The organism is Geodermatophilus telluris, assembly GCF_900102745.1.
Lineage (GTDB): Bacteria > Actinomycetota > Actinomycetes > Mycobacteriales > Geodermatophilaceae > Geodermatophilus > Geodermatophilus telluris.
In genome coordinates this window covers 244,981-262,857 of sequence record NZ_FMZF01000006.1, presented here as the reverse complement: position 1 = coordinate 262,857, position 17,877 = coordinate 244,981, and the positions used below count along the sequence as shown (strand labels likewise).

The window sequence follows — 17,877 nt, the reverse complement described above, 5'->3', positions numbered from 1 at the left end:
CGCTGACCTCCGCCGCGCCCGCCCGCCCGTCGTCCGGACGCCGGGGCTGACCGGCGGTGGGCTGGTTCGAGGCCGTCGTCCTGGGCCTGGTGCAGGGCCTGACGGAGTTCCTCCCGATCTCCTCCAGCGCCCACCTGCGGGTGGTCGGCGAGGCGTCGGGCTGGGGTGACCCGGGGGCGGCGTTCACCGCGATCACCCAGATCGGCACCGAGGCCGCCGTCCTGCTCTACTTCCGCCGCGACATCGCGCGGATCGTCGTCGCCTGGCTGCGGGCGCTGACCGACCGCTCGCTGCGCTCGGACCCCGACGCCCGGATGGGTTGGCTGATCATCGTCGGCAGCGTCCCGATCGTGGTGCTCGGCCTGCTGTTCCAGGACGACGTGGAGACCACCTTCCGCGACCTGCGCATCGTCGCGATCGCGCTGGTGGCGTTCTCGCTGGTCCTGTACTGGGCCGACCGGGTGGGCCGCAAGCGGCGGGAGCTGCACCAGCTCACCGTCCGCGACGGGCTGCTGTTCGGCCTGGCGCAGGCGATGGCGCTGGTGCCCGGCGTGTCCCGCTCCGGCGGCACGATCACCATGGGGCTCTTCCTCGGCTACACCCGGGCCGCGGCCGCGCGGTACTCCTTCCTGCTGGCCGTCCCCGCCGTCCTCGGGTCGGGCTTCTTCCAGGTCTACGAGACGTTCACCGGCGACGTGGCCGGCGAGACGATCTCCTGGGGGCCGACGATCCTGGCCACGGTCATCGCTTTCGGGGTGGGCCTGTCGGTCATCGCCTGGCTGCTGCGCTACCTCGACCGCGGCACCTTCACCCCGTTCGTCGTCTACCGGGTGGTGCTCGGCCTGGCACTGCTCGCGCTGGTCGGCGTGGGCGTGCTCGCCCCCAACTGATGAAGGACCCCCTCGCCCCCCCACCGCTCGCACGCTCGCGGCGGGCCCCTGCGAGGGGGCCGTTCCAGCACCTCACCAGGGGACGGCGCCGTCCGCTGCGCGCACCTAGGCTCGGCCGGGTGACCACCGTCATCCTCCTGCGGCACGGCCGGACGACGGCGAACGCCGGAGGTGTGCTGGCCGGCTGGACCCCGGGCGTCGAGCTCGACGAGACCGGGCAGGCGCAGGTGGCCGCGGTGGGGCAGCGGCTGGCCCCGGTGCCGCTCGCCGCCGTGGTGAGCAGCCCGCTGGAGCGCTGCCGGCAGACGGCCGGTGCGGTGCTCGCCGGCCGCGACCTGGAGCTGCGGACCGACGAGCGGCTCGGCGAGGCCCGCTACGGCGACTGGACCGGCCGGCCGCTCAAGGAGCTGGTCAAGGACCCGATGTGGAAGGTCGTGCAGCAGCACCCCTCCGCGGCGGTGTTCCCCGGCGCCGAGGGGGAGGGGCTGGCGCAGACCCAGGCCCGCGCGGTGGCCGCCGTCCGCGAGTGGAACGCCCGGCTGGGCCCCGACGCGGTGTGGCTGGCCTGCAGCCACGGCGACGTCATCAAGGCGGTGCTCGCCGACGCCCTGGGCCTGCACCTCGACGGCTTCCAGCGCATCGTCGTCGACCCGGCGTCGGTCTCGGTGGTCACCTACACCGAGACCCGCCCGTTCGTCGTCCGCGTCAACGACACCGGCGGGGACGTCGCCGCGCTGGTCCCGCCGAGGAAGCGGCCGCGGCGCCGCCGGGGGAGGGACTCCGACGCGGTCGTCGGCGGCGGCGCCGGCGCGGCGGTTCCCTGAACGCGGTGGTCGGCGGGCCCGCGTAACCTGGGCGCGTGCCCCGCCAGGTCTACCGCTTCGACCGCCCGTCCCGGTTCGTCGCCGGCACGGTCGGGCAGCCGGGCGAGCGGACCTTCTACCTGCAGGCCTCCGACGCCGAGGGCCGCGTGGTCAGCGTCGCGCTGGAGAAGTCGCAGGTGCAGGTGCTCGCCGAGCGCATGGACGAGCTGCTCGACGAGGTGGCCACCCGGCCCGGGACCGTCGTCCCCGCCGAGGCCGACGTCGACGACCTGGAGCCGCTGACCGCGCCGGTCGACGAGGAGTTCCGGGTCGCCGCGATGGGCCTGGCCTGGGACGGCGAGACGCAGGCCGTCGTCGTCGAGGCCGTGGCCGCCGGCGAGGAGCCGGTCGACGAGGAGGCCATCCTCTCCGACGCCGAGGAGGGCCCCGACGCGCTGCGCGTGACGATCACCCCCGGCGCGGCCCGCTCGTTCGTCGCCCGCGCCCGCCGCGTCGTCGCCGCCGGCCGCCCGTCCTGCCCGCTGTGCTCGCTGCCGCTGGACCCCACCGGCCACGTCTGCCCCCGGCAGAACGGCTACCGCCGCTGAACCGGGGACGACGGTGAGCGAGCCCGCGCGGGAGCTGCGCACCCCGGTCGGCGACGCCGAGGCGCGCCGCCTGCTGCTCGAGGGGGACATCGACCTCGAGGGCCGGATGCTCGACGCCAGCAACGTGACCCTCGTCGGGGTCGTGCGCACCGGCGAGCTCGAGGCCGAGTGCGTGTACAAGCCGGTGGCCGGCGAGCGGCCGCTGTGGGACTTCCCCGACGGCACGCTGGCCGGTCGCGAGGTGTCCGCGGCGCTGGTCAGCGAGGCCACCGGCTGGTCGGTCGTGCCACCCACGGTGCTGCGCGACGGTCCGTTCGGCCCCGGCATGGTGCAGCTGTGGGTCGACGGCGACCCCGACGTCGACCTGGCCGCCTTCGTCCGCTCCGACCACCCCGGCCTGCGCCGCATGGCGGTCTTCGACGCGGTGGTCAACAACGCCGACCGCAAGGGCGGGCACATCATCCCGACCTCGGCCGGCCACGTGTACGGCGTCGACCACGGCATCTGCTTCTCCTCCGACCCGAAGCTGCGCACCCTGCTGTGGCGCTGGGCCGGCAAGCCGCTGCCGCTGGAGGCGCTGGAGGTGCTCGAGCGCCTCGCCGACGACCTGCGCGGCGACCTCGGTGACGCGCTGCACGAGCACCTCACCCGCCGCGAGGTCCGCAGCACGCAGCAGCGGGTGGCCGAGCTGCTGCGCAGCCAGCTGCACCCCGAGCCCTCCGGCGAGTGGCCCGCCCTGCCCTGGCCGCCGTTCTGAGCCGAGGCCGGCGGCCGACGGTGTGCGCCCCGGCCCCGTTCCGAGGCAGGGAAGGGGGCGTCGGCGCACACCGTCGGTGCCGGCGGGCAGCATGCGGCACGTGCCGCACCGCTCCCGCCTGGCCGTCCTGCTGCTCGACCTGCCGCCCGCGCACCACGCCGCGGGCACCGCGTTCTGGGCCGGCGCCACCGGCCGCACCGCCGTCCCCGACCCCGCCGACGGCGACTGGGCCTCGCTCGGCTCCCTCGCCGGCGGGCTCTCCCTGGAGGTGCAGCGCACGGGGGAGGGGACGCCGCCGCGCTGGCACGTCGACGTGGAGACCGACGACGTCCCCGCCGAGGTGGCCCGGCTGGAGGCCCTCGGCGCCCGCCGGCTGGCCGACATGGGCTCGTTCTGGCAGATGACCGACCCCGCCGGGCTGGTGTTCTGCGTGGTCGGCGTGCAGACCGGGGAGGCGTTCGACCGGTACGCCGTCCGCTGGCCCTAGGGCGCGTCGAGGCGCACCAGGTCGATCATCGCCGCCGCCTGCAGGCCGTCGCCGTCCACGGTGAGCACCTCCAGCGGCACCCGGCGCCAGCAGGCCAGCAGCAGGTCGCCGGCCGTGCCGCGCAGCGTGGCCACCGGCTGCGGGCGGCTGCCGGCGAACAGCGTCCGCTCCTCCCCGGCGTCGATCGCGTGCAGCACCACCGGGTGGGCGCCCTCCGGCGGCCCGTCGGGGAAGACGCCGGGCACCACGACCTCCAGCCACTCGTCGACGCCGTCGAGGCCGACCTCGGGCGGGACCGGCCGGACGTCGCCGAGCACCTGCTCCACGTCGACGGTGTGCACGACGGCCTCGTGCACCTGCCGGCGCAGCACGAAGCCGACGTCCTGCCGGGGCGCCCAGGTCCACACCCGCTCGGCGGGGTCGGCGGCGGCCAGCGCGACCTCCAGCTCCGCCGACTGCCCGGCCGACCAGCCCAGCAGCTCGTCGTCGGGCCGCCGGTGCGGGCCGTCGTAGCCGCCGGGGTGCGGCGCGCGGGTGCGCACCACCCACGCCCAGAAGTGCTGCACCTCGCCCAGGTGCCAGACCAGGTCCGACAGCGTCCACCCGGGGCAGCCGGGCACCGCGGCGCGCCAGCCCGCGCTCAGCACGGCCTCGGCGGCGGCGTCGGCGAACCGGGCGTCGGCCCGGCGCAGCGCCGGCAGGTAGGCGGACGGCTCCACGGCGACCTCCCCGGGGTCAGGTGCCCCGGACGCTAGCGCCGGTCGGCGGCGGGTGGCCCGACGGCGGCCGCCACAGCGGCGCGGGCCGGGTCGGCGGACGGGAGGTCAGCAGCTCCTGGGCCGCCCGCGAGTCGAGCACCAGGTCGGTCACCAGCCCGGCGGCCAGCGCGGCGACGAGACCGGCGACCTTGTCGTCGCCGGCGACCGCGCACACCCGCCGGGGGATCCGGCGCAGCACCGGGGGCAGCAGCCCGCTGGTGCGGGCGTTGAGCGGGATCCCCTCCCAGGAGCCGTCGGCGCGCAGGAAGACCGTGCAGACGTCGCCGACGACGCCGGCGGCGACCAGGTCGGCCCGGTCGCCGGGCGTCAGGTACCCCTCCGTGTGCACCCGGGAGGGCACCGCCCCGGTCATCGCGCCGATGCCGAAGAGCGCGACGCCGGCGCCCTGCTGCAGGTCGAGCACCCGGCGCACGCTGCGCTCCCGCCACATCGCCTGGCGCGTCTCGGGCCGGTCGAAGAACGCCGGCACCGGGAAGTGGTGCACCCGCGCGTCCCACGCGGTGCCGAACCGGCCCAGGACGTCGCTGCCGTAGCCGACGCCGCTGCTGTGGGTGTTCATCGCCCCGTTGAGCTGGACGACGTGCGCGTCGCGCAGCGGGCGGGCGCGCAGGTGCTGCCCCACCGCGCTGGTCGTGGTGCCCCACGCCAGGCCCAGGGTGGTGCCGGTGTCCACGACCGCGTCGAGCAGCACGGCGGTCTCGGCCGCGACCGCCTGCAGCCGCGCGGGACCCGGCGCGTCGTCCGGGACGGGCACCACGCGGGCCGCGATGCCGTGCCGGCGACCGAGCTCCGCGGCCATCGCGGCTGCACGTCCGTGCACGGGGTTGACCGTGATGCTGACGACACCGGTCGCCCGGGCGGTGTCCAGGGCGCGGGAGATCGTCGACCGGGAGACGCCCTCCTCGTTCGCGATCGTCTCCATCGTGGCCCTGTCCAGCCAGAACCTCCGGGCGACCCGTTCGACCCGGTCGTCGGGTGTCATCCCGGCCCCTCCCTCCGCGCGGTCCGCCGCCGTCGACGACGGTAGTCCGCGCGTGCACATGCGTGCACGGAGCTGATCTGGCGGCGCGAGCGCGGCAGGCTCTGGACTGTTCAGCGCACCGGCGGCCCCCCGTCGGTGACCAGCACACCTCCCGGGAGTGCCCGTGCCCACCGCCCTGTCCCTGCAGAACCGTTCCGACGCACTCGACCGCATGTCCTCGCAGGTCCTCGACGTCCTGGTGATCGGAGGTGGTGTCACCGGTGCCGGAGCCGCCCTGGACGCGGCCAGCCGCGGCCTGACCGCCGGCCTGCTCGAGCAGCGCGACTGGGCCTCGGGCACCTCCAGCCGGGCCAGCAAGCTCGTCCACGGCGGCCTGCGCTACCTGGAGATGCTCGACTTCGCGCTGGTCCGCGAGGCGCTGCACGAGCGCGGCCTGCTCGTCGGCCGGCTCGCCCCGCACCTGGTGCACCCGGTGCCCTTCCTGTACCCGATCCGCCACCGGCTGTGGGAGCGGGTCTACATCGGCGCCGGCATCGCCCTCTACGACACCCTCGGCGGGCTGCTCGGGCGCGTCGGCGGCCGCGGCGTCCCGCTGCACCGGCACCTGTCCAAGCGGTCGCTGCGCCGGGTCGCCCCCTCCCTGCGCGAGGACGCCGCCATCGGCGCGATCCGCTACTGGGACGCCAAGGTCGACGACGCCCGGCTGGTCCAGGTGCTCGTGCGCACCGCCGTCGGCCACGGCGCGCTCGCCGCCAGCCGCACCCAGGTGACCGGCTACCTCGAGGAGGACGGCCGGGTCGCCGGCGTGCGGGCCGTGGACCTCGAGACCGGCCGCGAGCTCACCATCCGCGCCCGCCACGTCGTCGGCGCCACCGGCGTGTGGACCGACCACACCCAGGAGCTCTTCCGCGCCCAGGGCCTGACCGTGCGCGCCTCCAAGGGCGTGCACATCGCCGTCCCGCGGTCGGCCATCGCCGGTGAGGACGGGTTCATCCTGCGCACCGAGAAGAGCGTGCTGTTCATCATCCCGTGGCCCACCCACTGGGTGATCGGCACGACCGACACCCCCTGGGACCTGGCCAAGGACCACCCGGTCGCCTCCTCGGCCGACGTGGACTACCTGCTCGAGCACGCCAACGCCGTCCTCCAGCGGCCGCTCACCCGCGACGACGTCCTCGGCGTCTACACCGGCCTGCGCCCCCTGCTGCAGCCGGTCGACGACGGCAGCGGCTCGACCACCAAGGTCTCCCGCGAGCACACCGTGGCCACCGTCCGGCCGGGGCTGACCGTCATCGCCGGGGGCAAGTACACGACCTACCGGGTCATGGCCCGCGACGTCGTCGACATGGCGCTGGCCGACCGCGCACCGGGGGAGGACCCGGCCGCGCCGGTGCCGGCCTCGCTCACCGAGGAGCTGCCCCTGGTCGGCGCCGACGGGTACCAGGTGCGCTGGAACCGCAAGGCCCACCTCGCCGCCGCGCACGGGTGGACCGAGACGCGCGTGGAGCACCTGCTCGACCGCTACGGCAGCCTCGTCGACGAGGTCCTGGCCCTGGTCGACGCCGACCCCGACCTCGGCCGGCCGCTCGAGGGCGCCCCGGACTACCTGCGCGCCGAGGTCGTCTACGCCGTCACCGCCGAGGGTGCGCTGCACCTGGAGGACGTCCTCACCCGGCGCACCCGGCTGTCCTACGAGCAGGCCGACCGGGGGACGGCGTCGGCGCGCGCGGCCGCGCAGCTCATGGCCGGGCCGCTGGGCTGGGACGACGCGCAGCTCGAGCGCGAGGTGTCGAGCTACCTCGCCCGCGTCGAGGCCGAGCGCGCCGCCGAGGTCATGCCCGACGACAGCTCCGCCGAGGCCGCCCGGCTGCAGGCGCCGGAGATCCGGCCCTTCGCCGACGCCTCCTGAGCCCGGGGCCGGCCGGGACCCCGCGGCCGGCCCCGCCCCACCCCGTCGACCGCGAGCCCGCGAGAGGAGGAGCACGCAGATCCCGCACGACCCCGCCCGGACCGGGCGGGCCCCCGTACGGCACAACCGGACAGAGAGGTCCCTGGCGTGTCACTGGTCTCCGTCTTCTTCTCCGAGGTGCTCGGCACCGGACTGCTGCTGCTCGGCGGCGTCGGCGTCGTCGCGAACGTCCTGCTCACCGAGTCGAAGGGCCGCGGCGCCGACTGGCTGCTGATCAACTTCGGCTGGGGCCTGGCGGTCTTCATCGGCGTCTACGCCGGCTACCGCAGCGGCGCCCACCTCAACCCGGCGGTCACCCTGGGCCTGTGGGCCTCGGGCGCCGACGAGTACGCCCCCGGGGTCGACGTCACGTTCGGCAGCACGCTGGTCTACTTCGCCGGCGAGTTCGTCGGTGCCTTCCTCGGCGCGGTCGTGGCCTGGCTGGCCTACCACGAGCACTACACCGCCCACCCGGATCCCGGCGAGGTGCTGGCGACGTTCTCCACCGCACCGGCGATCCGCCGGCCGGCGTGGAACACCGTCACCGAGCTCATCGGCACCTTCGTGCTGGTCTACGTGATCCTCAAGTTCGGCAACACCCCCACCGAGATCGGCCCGCTCGCGGTCGCCCTGCTGGTCGTCGGCATCGGCGCCTCGCTCGGCGGGCCCACCGGCTACGCCATCAACCCCGCCCGCGACCTCGGCCCGCGCATCGCGCACGCCGTGCTGCCCATCCGCGGCAAGAAGGGCAGCGACTGGGGCTACTCGTGGGTCCCGGTGGTCGGCCCCGTCCTCGGCGGTGTCCTCGCCGGCCTGCTCTCCCAGGTCTTCTGACCCGCGCCCGCTCTCCCCGTCCCGCACCCCCACCTGCAACGACGCACCCGGAGGTCCCCGTGAGCCAGTACATCGCCGCCATCGACCAGGGCACCACCAGCACCCGCTGCATGGTCTTCGACCACGACGGCGCCGTCGTGGCCGTCGGCCAGAAGGAGCACCAGCAGATCTTCCCGCGCGCCGGCTGGGTGGAGCACGACCCGGTCGAGATCTGGGCCAACGTCCGCGAGGTGGTCGGCCAGGCGCTGGCCCGCGCCGACCTGACCGGCGCCGACCTCGCCGCCGTCGGCCTGACCAACCAGCGCGAGACCACCGTCGTCTGGGACCGGCACACCGGCGAGCCGGTCTACAACGCCATCGTCTGGCAGGACACCCGCACCGACCGCATCGTCACCGAGCTCGGCGAGCTCGGCGGCGGCGCCGACCGGTACAAGGAGAAGGTCGGCCTGCCGCTGGCCACCTACTTCGCCGGGCCCAAGGTGACCTGGATCCTCGACAACGTCGAGGGCGCCCGCGACCGGGCCGAGCGCGGTGACCTGCTCATGGGCACGATCGACTGCTGGCTGCTGTGGCACATGACCGGCGGGACCGACGGCGGTCAGCACATCACCGACGTCAGCAACGCCTCGCGGACGATGCTCATGGACTACCGGACCCTGGCCTGGGACGAGTCGATCGCCGCGGACATGCGCATCCCGGTGTCGATGCTGCCGGAGATCCGCTCCAACTCCGAGGTCTACGGCGAGGGCCGCAAGGCCGGCGCGCTCGCGGGCGTGAAGATCGCCGGCTCGCTGGGCGACCAGCAGGCGGCCACCTTCGGGCAGGTCTGCTTCTCGCCCGGCATGGCCAAGAACACCTACGGCACCGGCAACTTCCTGCTGCTCAACACCGGCGAGGAGGCGGTGTCGTCGAAGAACGGCCTGCTGACGACGGTCTGCTACAAGATCGGCGACCGCAAGCCGGTCTACGCCCTCGAGGGCTCCATCGCCGTCACCGGCTCGCTGGTGCAGTGGGTGCGCGACAACCTGCGGCTCATCGGCGGCGCCGGCGAGATCGAGGCGGTGGCGCGCTCGGTGGAGGACAACGGCGGGGCCTACTTCGTGCCCGCCTTCTCCGGCCTGTTCGCCCCGCACTGGCGCTCCGACGCCCGCGGCGCGCTGGTCGGGCTGACCCGCTACGTCAACCGCGGTCACCTGGCCCGCGCCGTCCTGGAGGCCACCGCCTACCAGACGCGCGAGGTGGTCGAGGCGATGAACGCCGACTCCGGCGTCGACCTCACCGAGCTGCGCGTCGACGGCGGCATGGTGGTCAACGAGCTGCTCATGCAGTTCCAGGCCGACGTCCTCGGCGTCGACGTCGTCCGGCCGCAGATCGCCGAGACGACGGCGCTCGGCGCGGCCTACGCCGCCGGCCTCGCGGTCGGCTTCTGGGCCGACGAGGACGAGCTGACCAGCCAGTGGGCCGAGGACAAGCGGTGGTCGCCGGTCATGGAGGCCGGCACGCGCGACCGCTACTACCGCAAGTGGCAGAAGGCCGTCGCCCGCACGCTGGACTGGGTCGACGACGACGACGACGCCTGAGCGGTCCCCCACGGGCGCCGTCCCCGGTGGGGCGGCGTCCGCGGGGTGGGGCGGGCCACGCAACTAGGCTCGGTGTCGTGCTCGCCTGGCCCGCCCCGCTCCTGCCGACCCTGCCGGGCCCCGGCCCGGTCCTCCGGTTGTTCGACACCGCCCGGGGGGAGGTCGTGGCCACCACGCCCGACCGGGTCGCGCGGATGTACGTCTGCGGGATCACCCCCTACGACGCCACCCACCTCGGCCACGCCGCCACCTACCTCGCCTTCGACCTGGTCAACCGGGTGTGGCGGGACGCCGGCCACGGCGTGCACTACGTGCAGAACGTCACCGACGTCGACGACCCGCTGCTCGAGCGCGCCGAGCGCGACGGCGAGGACTGGGTGGTGCTCGCGATGCGCGAGACCGCCCTCTTCCGGGAGGACATGACGGCGTTGCGGGTGCTGCCGCCCGACGACTACGTGGGCGCGGTGGCGACCATCCCGCGGATCGTCGTGCACGTGGAGACCCTGCTCGACGAGGGCCTGGCCTACGTGCTCGACGACGGCACCGGCGACGTCTACCACGACGTCGCGCAGGCGCCCGGCTTCGGCGAGGAGTCCGGCTACGACGAGGCCACCATGCTGGCGCTCTCGGCCGAGCGCGGCGGCGACCCCGACCGCCCGGGGAAGCGCAACCGGCTCGACCCGCTGCTGTGGCGCGGCCACCGCGAGGGCGAGCCGTCCTGGCCCGGCCCGCGCGGCACCGCCGGCCGGCCCGGCTGGCACATCGAGTGCGCGGCGATCGCGCTGGACACCATCGGCATGGGCTTCGACGTGCAGGGCGGCGGCAGCGACCTGGTCTTCCCGCACCACGAGTACTCCGCCGTCCACGCCGAGGCGCTCACCGCCGCGGCGACGGGGGAGAAGCTGCCCTTCGCCCGGGCCTACGTGCACGCGGCGATGATCGGCCTGGACGGCGAGAAGATGAGCAAGAGCCGGGGCAACCTGGTGTTCGTCTCCAAGCTGCGCGGCGGGGGCGTCGACCCGATGGCCATCCGGCTGGCCCTGCTGTCGGGCCACTACCGCACCGACCGCGCCTGGACCGCCGACCTGCTGACCACCGCGGAGAGCCGGCTGGCCACCTGGCGGCGTGCCGTCGTCCGCGACACCGGCGCCCCGGCCGCGCCGGTGCTGGCCGGCCTGCGCGAGCGCCTGGCCGACGACCTCGACAGCCCCGGCGCCATCGCCGTCGTCGACGCCTGGGCCGCGGCCACCCTCCGCGGCACCGGGGACGGCACGGGCACCGGCGACGGCGACACCGAGGACGGCGCCCCGGCCGTCGTGGCCGACGCCGTCGACGCCCTGCTGGGCATCGACCTCTTCGGCGCTGCGCTGCAGGACGGCTGATGCCCGGCGGGTCCCGGGACGGCGCCCCGGCCGAGGGGTTCCGGCTCACCGGTCGCGCCGCGCGTGAGGCGGAGGAGTCCGGGCTCGCCCCGGCCGCGGCGCGCTCGGTGGCCACCCGCGGCCGCGCCGTCGCCGAGCCCGAGGACCGGCTGCGCACCGCCTACGAGCGCGACCGCGACCGGATCCTGCACGCCAAGGCCTTCCGCCGGCTCAAGCACAAGACGCAGGTCTTCCTCAACCCCGACGGCGACCACTTCGTCACCCGGCTCACCCACACGCTGCAGGTCACCCAGGTGGCCCGCGCGATCGCCCGGGCGCTGGGCCTCAACGAGACGCTGGCCGAGGCGATCGCGCTCGGCCACGACGTCGGGCACTCGCCGTTCGGGCACATCGGCGAGGACGCCTTCGACCCCTACGTCCCCGGCGGCTGGCACCACGCGGCGCAGGGCGTGCGGATCGTCGAGGTGCTCGAGCGGCTCAACCTCACCTGGGAGGTGCGCGACGGCATCCGCGCGCACAGCTGGAAGATCAGCCCGCCGCCGGCCACCCGGGAGGGCGAGTGCGTGCGGTACGCCGACCGGATCGCCTACCTGTCCCACGACGCGCTCGACGCCGTCCGCGCCGGGGTGCTGCGGCCCGGTGACCTGCCCGCGGTCGCGCGCGCGGCCTTCGGCGAGCCGGGCAGCGCGATGGTCGGGGCGATGGTCGACGCCGTCGTCGCCGGGTCGCTGGCCGACGGGGGAGCGGTGGTGATGGCCCCCGGGCCGCTGGCGGCGATGCACGAGTTGCGGGCGTTCATGTTCGCGCGGGTGTACGTGTCCGAGACCGCCGCGGGGCAGAAGCAGCTGGCCGTCGACGTCATCCGGCGGCTGGTCGACCACCACCTGGCCCACCCCGGGCTCATCCCGGACACCTACCGCGACACCGAGGCCGACCTGGTGACCCAGGTCGTCGACCACGTGTCGGGGATGACCGACCGGTTCGCGCTGGCCACCCACGACCGGCTCTTCGGCGACGACGCCGCGGCCCGCATGACCCCGCTGCTGCGCACCTGATCGCGCGTCGTCGCTCCCGGGGTGTTCTCCGGTGTCCCGGGGCGCTGCCGGACCCCGGGAGGACGAGGAACGCCCCGGGAGGGGGCTCAGGGGCGCTCGGCGTCCCCGCCCCCGGCCGACCGGCGGTCCCGCCAGCGCTCGGCGAGCAGCCCCACCAGCAGGGCGACGAAGGTGACCAGGAAGACCTGGCCCACCAGCGCCTCGGTCGTCGCCAGCAGCCGGCCCACCCGGGAGACGGCCGCCAGGTCCCCGTACCCGGTGGTGGTCAGGGTCGACAGGCTGAAGTACATGAACGACGTCGTCGGCTCGGGGCGGCCGAAGAAGTCCCCGGCCGCGGACTCGACGCCGAGGAAGGCGAAGAAGAACGCCAGCGCGATCAGCAGGTAGGCCGCCACCGCGCCCTGCACCGTCCGCAGCGTCACCTCGTGGTGGTGCAGCAGCCGCCGGATGACCACCACCGGCGCCAGCGCCGACAGCACGATCCACAGCACCGGCACCGCGCCGGAGTCCGCGCCGGCCGCCTCCTCGGCCACGACCGGCAGCCGCAGCACGACGCCGACGACGGTGACCGCCACGGCCAGGCCGACGAGGACGGTGGCCGGGTGCAGCCAGCGGCGGGACACCCCGGAGGTGCGCAGCGCGAGCAGGAGCACCGCGCCGACGAAGACGGTGACGACGGCCTCGGCCACCGACTCCGAGGTGCCCGCGCGGCCCGGGGTCACGCCGGTCAGCGACAGCGTCACCAGCGCACCGGCGGTCAGCCCGAGCAGCGCGCCGAAGCGGTCCAGGGCCGGGGAGCGGTCGTCGAAGGGCCGCAGCCGGTGCCGGATGGACACGCCGCCTCCGTCGCGGGGTCGGGGACCGTCGCGGTCACGCTAGCCGGGACGCCACCACCGGCACGACCGTTATCCCCAACTTGTCGCGGGACACCGGCCGCCGCACGACGACGCGGCGGCCGGGACCGGCTCAGTTGGGGGAGGAGCCCCGGCGGCGCAGGTAGCGCTCGAACTCTCGGGCGATCTGGTCGCCGTCGGCCTGGGACAGGTCGGACTCGGTCTGCCGCTCCTCCAGCGAGCGGACGTACTCGACGACCTCGGCGTCCTCCTGGGCCATCTCGTCGACGGTCTTCACCCACTCGTCGGCCTGCTGGGGCAGCGCGCCGAGCGGCACGGCGACCTCGAGCACCTCCTCGACGCGCTGCAGCAGCGCCACGGTGGCCCGCGGCGAGGGCGGCTGGGAGACGTAGTGCGGCACGGCGGCCCAGAAGCTCACCGCCGGCAGCCCGGCCTGCACGCAGGCGTCCTGGAAGACGCCCAGGATGCCGGTGGGCCCCTCGTAGGTGGAGGTCTGCAGCCCCCAGCGCTCGGCGGACTCGGCGTCGTAGGCCGATCCGGTGACCGGGGTGGGGCGGGTGTGCGGCGTGTCGGCCAGCAGCGCGCCCAGGGCCACGACGGTCTGCACGTCGAGCTCGCGGCACAGCTCGATGAGCTCCTCGCAGAAGCCGCGCCAGCGCATGTTCGGCTCGATGCCGCGGATGAGCACGACGTCGCGGTCGCTGCCCGGTGGGCGGGCCACCGAGATGCGCGTGGTCGGCCACTCGATGCGCCGGCTGATGCCGCCCACCAGGGAGACGGTGGGCCGGTTGACCTGGAAGTCGTAGTAGTCCTCGGGGTCGAGCGCCGCGAGGGGGGTGGCGTCCCAGATGAGCTCCAGGTGCTCCAGCGCCCCGGTCGCGGCGTCCCCGGCGTCGTTCCAGCCCTCGAACGCGACCACCACCACCGGCCGGTCGAGCTGGGGCAGGTCCTCGGAGGCGGACTTCGGGTCGGTCACCCCTGCGAGCCTACGTCGGTCGCGGCCTCCCGCCGGGACGTCGAGGTGGGAGGATGACCCGCGGAACAAAGGCAGGGCCCGGGACCGCTGCCCGTGCAGCAGGCCCGTCCGCCGCCGACCGACTCCCGAGGACGCCCGTGACCGACGCCCCCACCCCCCGCCCCGACGCGACGGCGGAGCTGACCGCCCTGCTCGAGCAGCGCATCCTCGTGCTCGACGGGGCGATGGGGACGGCGATCCAGCGCGACCGGCCCAGCGAGGCCGGCTACCGCGGCGAGCGCTTCGCCGACTGGCACACCGACGTCCAGGGCAACAACGACCTGCTGGTGCTCACCGCGCCGGAGCTGGTGGCGGGCATCCACCGCGAGTACCTCGAGGCCGGCGCCGACGTCGTCGAGACCAACACCTTCAACGCCACCGCCATCTCGCTGGCCGACTACGGCATGTCGGCGCTGGCGTACGAGATCAACGTGGCCGCCGCGCGGCTGGCCCGCCGCGAGGCCGACGCGATGACCGCGCGCACCCCCGGCCGGCCGCGCTGGGTGGCCGGCGCGATCGGCCCGACCAGCCGGACGGCGTCCATCTCGCCCGACGTCAACGACCCCGGTGCCCGCAACGTCACCTTCGCCGAGCTGGTCGAGGCCTACCTGGAGCAGGCGCGGGGCCTGGTCGACGGCGGGGCCGACCTGCTGCTGGTCGAGACCGTGTTCGACACGCTCAACGCCAAGGCGGCGGTCTTCGCGCTGGAGACGCTGTTCGACCAGCACGGCCGGCGCTGGCCGGTGGTCGTCTCCGGCACGATCACCGACGCCTCGGGCCGCACCCTGTCCGGGCAGACCACCGAGGCGTTCTGGAACTCGGTGCGCCACGTCCGCCCGCTGGCCGTCGGGCTCAACTGCGCGCTGGGTGCCGAGGAGATGCGGCCCTACGTCGCCGAGCTGGCCCGGGTCGCCGACACCTTCGTCTCCTGCTACCCGAACGCGGGGCTGCCCAACGCCTTCGGCGAGTACGACGAGGCGCCGGCCGAGACCGCCGGGGTGCTGCGCGGCTTCGCCGAGGACGGCTTCGTCAACCTCGTCGGCGGCTGCTGCGGCACCACGCCCGAGCACGTCGCGGCCATCGCCGCCGCCGTCGAGGGCCTGCCGCCGCGCACCCCGCCCGCCCGGCGGCCGGCGCTGCGCCTGTCGGGCCTCGAGCCGCTGGCCGTCGACGCCGACTCGCTGTTCGTCAACGTCGGCGAGCGCACCAACATCACCGGCTCGGCCCGCTTCCGCCGGCTGATCCGCGACGGCGACTACCCGACCGCGCTCGCCGTCGCCCGCCAGCAGGTCGAGGCCGGCGCGCAGGTCATCGACGTCAACATGGACGAGGGCATGATCGACGGCGTCGAGGCGATGACCCGCTTCACCCGCCTGATCGCCGCCGAGCCCGACATCTGCCGCGTGCCGGTGATGGTCGACTCCTCCAAGTGGGAGGTCATCGAGGCGGGCCTGCAGCAGCTGCAGGGCAAGTCGATCGTCAACTCGATCTCGCTGAAGAACGGCGAGGCGGAGTTCGTCGAGCAGGCCCGGCTGTGCCGCCGGTACGGCGCCGCCGTCGTCGTCATGGCCTTCGACGAGCAGGGCCAGGCCGACACGCTGCAGCGGCGGCAGCAGATCTGCCGGCGCGCCTACGACGTCCTCACCCAGCAGGTCGGCTTCCCCGCCGAGGACGTGATCTTCGACCCGAACGTGTTCGCGGTGGCCACCGGCATCGAGGAGCACGCCCGCTACGGGCTGGACTTCATCGAGGCCACCCGCTGGATCAAGGACAACCTGCCCGGGGCGCTGGTGTCCGGCGGCGTCTCCAACGTCTCCTTCTCCTTCCGCGGCAACAACCCGGTGCGCGAGGCCATCCACGCGGTGTTCCTCTTCCACGCCGTCGCCGCCGGCATGGACATGGGCATCGTCAACGCCGGCGCGCTGGAGGTGTACGAGGAGGTCCCGGCCGAGCTGCGCGAGCGGATCGAGGACGTCGTCCTGGCCCGCCGCCCCGACGCCACCGAGCGGCTGCTGGAGATCGCCGGCGACTACGCCGGGGACGGCGCGGCGAAGGAGGCGGCGACCGAGGAGTGGCGGGCGCTGCCGGTGGCGCAGCGGATCACCCACGCGCTGGTCAAGGGCGTCGACGAGTTCGTCGAGTCCGACACCGAGGAGCTGCGCGCGGAGATCGCCGCCCGCGGCGGCCGGCCCATCGAGGTCATCGAGGGTCCGCTGATGGACGGCATGAACGTCGTCGGCGACCTGTTCGGCGCGGGCAAGATGTTCCTGCCGCAGGTGGTGAAGTCCGCGCGGGTGATGAAGAAGGCCGTCGCCTACCTCATCCCGTTCATCGAGGCGGAGAAGCGGCCCGGCGACGCCGAGCGCAGCAACGGCAAGGTCGTCATGGCCACCGTCAAGGGCGACGTCCACGACATCGGCAAGAACATCGTCGGTGTGGTCCTGCAGTGCAACAACTACGACGTCGTCGACCTCGGCGTCATGGTGCCGGCGCAGAAGGTCCTCGACACCGCCAAGGCCGAGGGCGCCGACGTCATCGGCCTCTCGGGCCTGATCACCCCCTCGCTCGACGAGATGGTGAACCTGGCCGCGGAGATGGAGCGGCAGGGCTTCGACGTGCCGCTGCTCATCGGCGGGGCGACGACCTCGCGGGCGCACACCGCCGTCAAGGTGGCCCCGCGCTACCACGGCCCGGTCATCTGGGTGAAGGACGCGTCGCGGTCGGTGCCCGTCGTCGCCGCGCTGCTGTCCGACGAGCAGCGCCCCAAGCTGCTCGCCGGCGTCGAGAGCGAGTACGAGGGGCTGCGCGAGCGGCACGCGGCGCGCACCGACACCCGCGCGCTGCTGTCCCTGGAGGCCGCGCGCGCCGCCGCGCCGCAGCTGGACTGGTCGGCCTACACCCCGCCGCGGCCGCGGATGCTGGCCCGGCAGGCCCGCGACGCGTGCACCGGCCCCGGCTGCGACCACCGGCACGCGGCGGCCACCCAGTTCGTGCGCGTCTTCCGCGAGCACCCGCTGGAGGAGCTGCGCGGCTACATCGACTGGCAGCCGTTCTTCAACGCGTGGGAGATGCGCGGCCGGTTCCCCGACATCCTGCACAACCCCACGACCGGCGAGGCCGCCCGCCGGCTCTACGCGGACGCGCAGGCGATGCTCGACCGGATCGTCGCCGAGCGGTGGCTGACCGCCAACGGCGTCGTCGGGCTGTTCCCGGCCAACCGGGTGGACGGCACCGAGGACGTCGAGGTCTACACCGACGAGTCGCGGACGGCGGTGCGCGCCGTGCTGCATCAGCTGCGCCAGCAGACCGAGGGCCGCGACGGCTCCCCGCGGAAGTCGCTGGCCGACTTCGTCGCGCCGCGGGCCACGGGGCTGCGCGACCACGTGGGCGCGTTCGCCGTCACCGCCGGGCTGGGCTCGGCCGAGCGGGTGGCCGCGTTCAAGGCCGAGCACGACGACTACTCGGCGATCATGCTCGAGGCGCTGGCCGACCGGCTGGCCGAGGCGTTCGCCGAGCGGCTGCACGAGCGGGTGCGCCGGGAGCTGTGGGGTTACGCCGCCGACGAGCACCTGGACAACGACGCGCTCATCGCCGAGCGCTACCGCGGCATCCGCCCGGCGCCGGGCTACCCGGCCTGCCCCGAGCACACCGAGAAGCAGACGATCTGGGACCTGCTCGACGTCGAGGCCGCCACCGGGCTGCAGCTGACCGAGTCGATGGCGATGTGGCCGGGTGCCGCGGTCAGCGGCCTCTACCTCTCCCACCCCGAGTCGCGGTACTTCGTGCTCGGCCGGCTGGGCCGCGACCAGGTCGAGGACTACGCGCGGCGCAAGGGCTGGACCCTCGCCGAGGCCGAGCGCTGGCTCTCGCCCAACCTCGGCTACCGCACGGACGCCGAGTAGC

15 protein-coding genes are annotated in these 17,877 nt (G+C 74.8%); 11 read left to right on the top strand and 4 right to left on the bottom strand.

Features of this window, described 5'->3' with window-relative positions; genetic code table 11:
* Positions 1–56 precede the first annotated feature (56 nt).
* From BLQ97_RS19120 to BLQ97_RS19100, 5 genes are all read left to right on the top strand, one after another.
* Positions 57–890: an undecaprenyl-diphosphate phosphatase gene (locus tag BLQ97_RS19120; protein ID WP_091367706.1), complete on the top strand. Its 834-nt coding sequence runs from the start codon at positions 57–59 to the stop codon at positions 888–890.
* Between the two features lie 119 nt (positions 891–1,009).
* The gene (locus tag BLQ97_RS19115; RefSeq protein ID WP_091367705.1) at positions 1,010–1,714 is read left to right on the top strand and encodes a histidine phosphatase family protein; all 705 of its coding nucleotides are present in this window, start codon (positions 1,010–1,012) and stop codon (positions 1,712–1,714) included.
* 35 nt (positions 1,715–1,749) lie between these two features.
* The gene (locus BLQ97_RS19110) at positions 1,750–2,301 is read left to right on the top strand and encodes a DUF3090 family protein (RefSeq protein ID WP_091367703.1); all 552 of its coding nucleotides are present in this window, start codon (positions 1,750–1,752) and stop codon (positions 2,299–2,301) included.
* 13 nt (positions 2,302–2,314) lie between these two features.
* The gene (locus tag BLQ97_RS19105) at positions 2,315–3,058 is read left to right on the top strand and encodes an SCO1664 family protein (protein WP_091367701.1); all 744 of its coding nucleotides are present in this window, start codon (positions 2,315–2,317) and stop codon (positions 3,056–3,058) included.
* A gap of 100 nt (positions 3,059–3,158) precedes the next feature.
* Positions 3,159–3,545, top strand: a complete 387-nt coding sequence (locus tag BLQ97_RS19100; RefSeq protein WP_091367965.1) for a VOC family protein — start codon at positions 3,159–3,161, stop codon at positions 3,543–3,545.
* Here BLQ97_RS19100 and BLQ97_RS19095 read toward each other — a convergent pair.
* Both BLQ97_RS19095 and BLQ97_RS19090 read right to left on the bottom strand, forming a co-directional pair.
* Complete coding sequence (locus BLQ97_RS19095; protein WP_091367699.1) at positions 3,542–4,264, bottom strand: maleylpyruvate isomerase family mycothiol-dependent enzyme; 723 nt, start codon at positions 4,262–4,264, stop codon at positions 3,542–3,544. The genes BLQ97_RS19100 and BLQ97_RS19095 overlap by 4 nt on opposite strands.
* Before the next feature lie 16 nt (positions 4,265–4,280).
* Positions 4,281–5,306 (bottom strand): sugar-binding transcriptional regulator, encoded by a 1,026-nt coding sequence (locus tag BLQ97_RS19090; protein WP_091367697.1) that lies wholly within the window; start codon positions 5,304–5,306, stop codon positions 4,281–4,283.
* A gap of 163 nt (positions 5,307–5,469) precedes the next feature.
* Here BLQ97_RS19090 and BLQ97_RS19085 point away from each other — a divergent pair, with 163 nt between their 5' ends.
* The 5 genes from BLQ97_RS19085 to BLQ97_RS19065 all read left to right on the top strand — a co-directional run bounded on the left by BLQ97_RS19085 (position 5,470) and on the right by BLQ97_RS19065 (position 12,105).
* Positions 5,470–7,215, top strand: coding sequence for a glycerol-3-phosphate dehydrogenase/oxidase (locus BLQ97_RS19085; protein ID WP_245692468.1), 1,746 nt, complete (start codon positions 5,470–5,472; stop codon positions 7,213–7,215).
* 147 nt (positions 7,216–7,362) lie between these two features.
* The gene (locus tag BLQ97_RS19080; protein WP_217637274.1) at positions 7,363–8,088 is read left to right on the top strand and encodes an MIP/aquaporin family protein; all 726 of its coding nucleotides are present in this window, start codon (positions 7,363–7,365) and stop codon (positions 8,086–8,088) included.
* Between the two features lie 59 nt (positions 8,089–8,147).
* Complete coding sequence (gene glpK / locus BLQ97_RS19075) at positions 8,148–9,668, top strand: glycerol kinase GlpK (RefSeq protein ID WP_091367695.1); 1,521 nt, start codon at positions 8,148–8,150, stop codon at positions 9,666–9,668.
* Positions 9,669–9,745: 77 nt separating this feature from the next.
* Positions 9,746–11,050 carry a cysteine--1-D-myo-inosityl 2-amino-2-deoxy-alpha-D-glucopyranoside ligase gene (gene mshC, locus BLQ97_RS19070; RefSeq protein ID WP_091367693.1) on the top strand — a complete coding sequence of 435 codons (1,305 nt, stop codon included), beginning with the start codon at positions 9,746–9,748 and terminating at the stop codon, positions 11,048–11,050.
* Positions 11,050–12,105, top strand: coding sequence for an HD domain-containing protein (locus tag BLQ97_RS19065; RefSeq protein WP_091367691.1), 1,056 nt, complete (start codon positions 11,050–11,052; stop codon positions 12,103–12,105). Before mshC ends, BLQ97_RS19065 begins: the two co-directional genes overlap by 1 nt.
* An 86-nt stretch (positions 12,106–12,191) precedes the next feature.
* Here BLQ97_RS19065 and BLQ97_RS19060 read toward each other — a convergent pair whose 3' ends face one another.
* Positions 12,192–12,941, bottom strand: coding sequence for a potassium channel family protein (locus BLQ97_RS19060; protein WP_091367689.1), 750 nt, complete (start codon positions 12,939–12,941; stop codon positions 12,192–12,194).
* A gap of 130 nt (positions 12,942–13,071) precedes the next feature.
* A complete protein-coding gene (locus BLQ97_RS19055) occupies positions 13,072–13,935 on the bottom strand; it encodes a PAC2 family protein (protein WP_091367687.1) in 864 nt (287 codons plus the stop codon).
* Between the two features lie 137 nt (positions 13,936–14,072).
* Between BLQ97_RS19055 and metH the strand changes: the two genes are divergently transcribed.
* On the top strand, positions 14,073–17,876 hold the full coding sequence (metH, locus tag BLQ97_RS19050; RefSeq protein WP_245692465.1) for a methionine synthase: 3,804 nt from the start codon (positions 14,073–14,075) through the stop codon (positions 17,874–17,876).
* The last annotated feature ends 1 nt before the right edge of the window (position 17,877 follow it).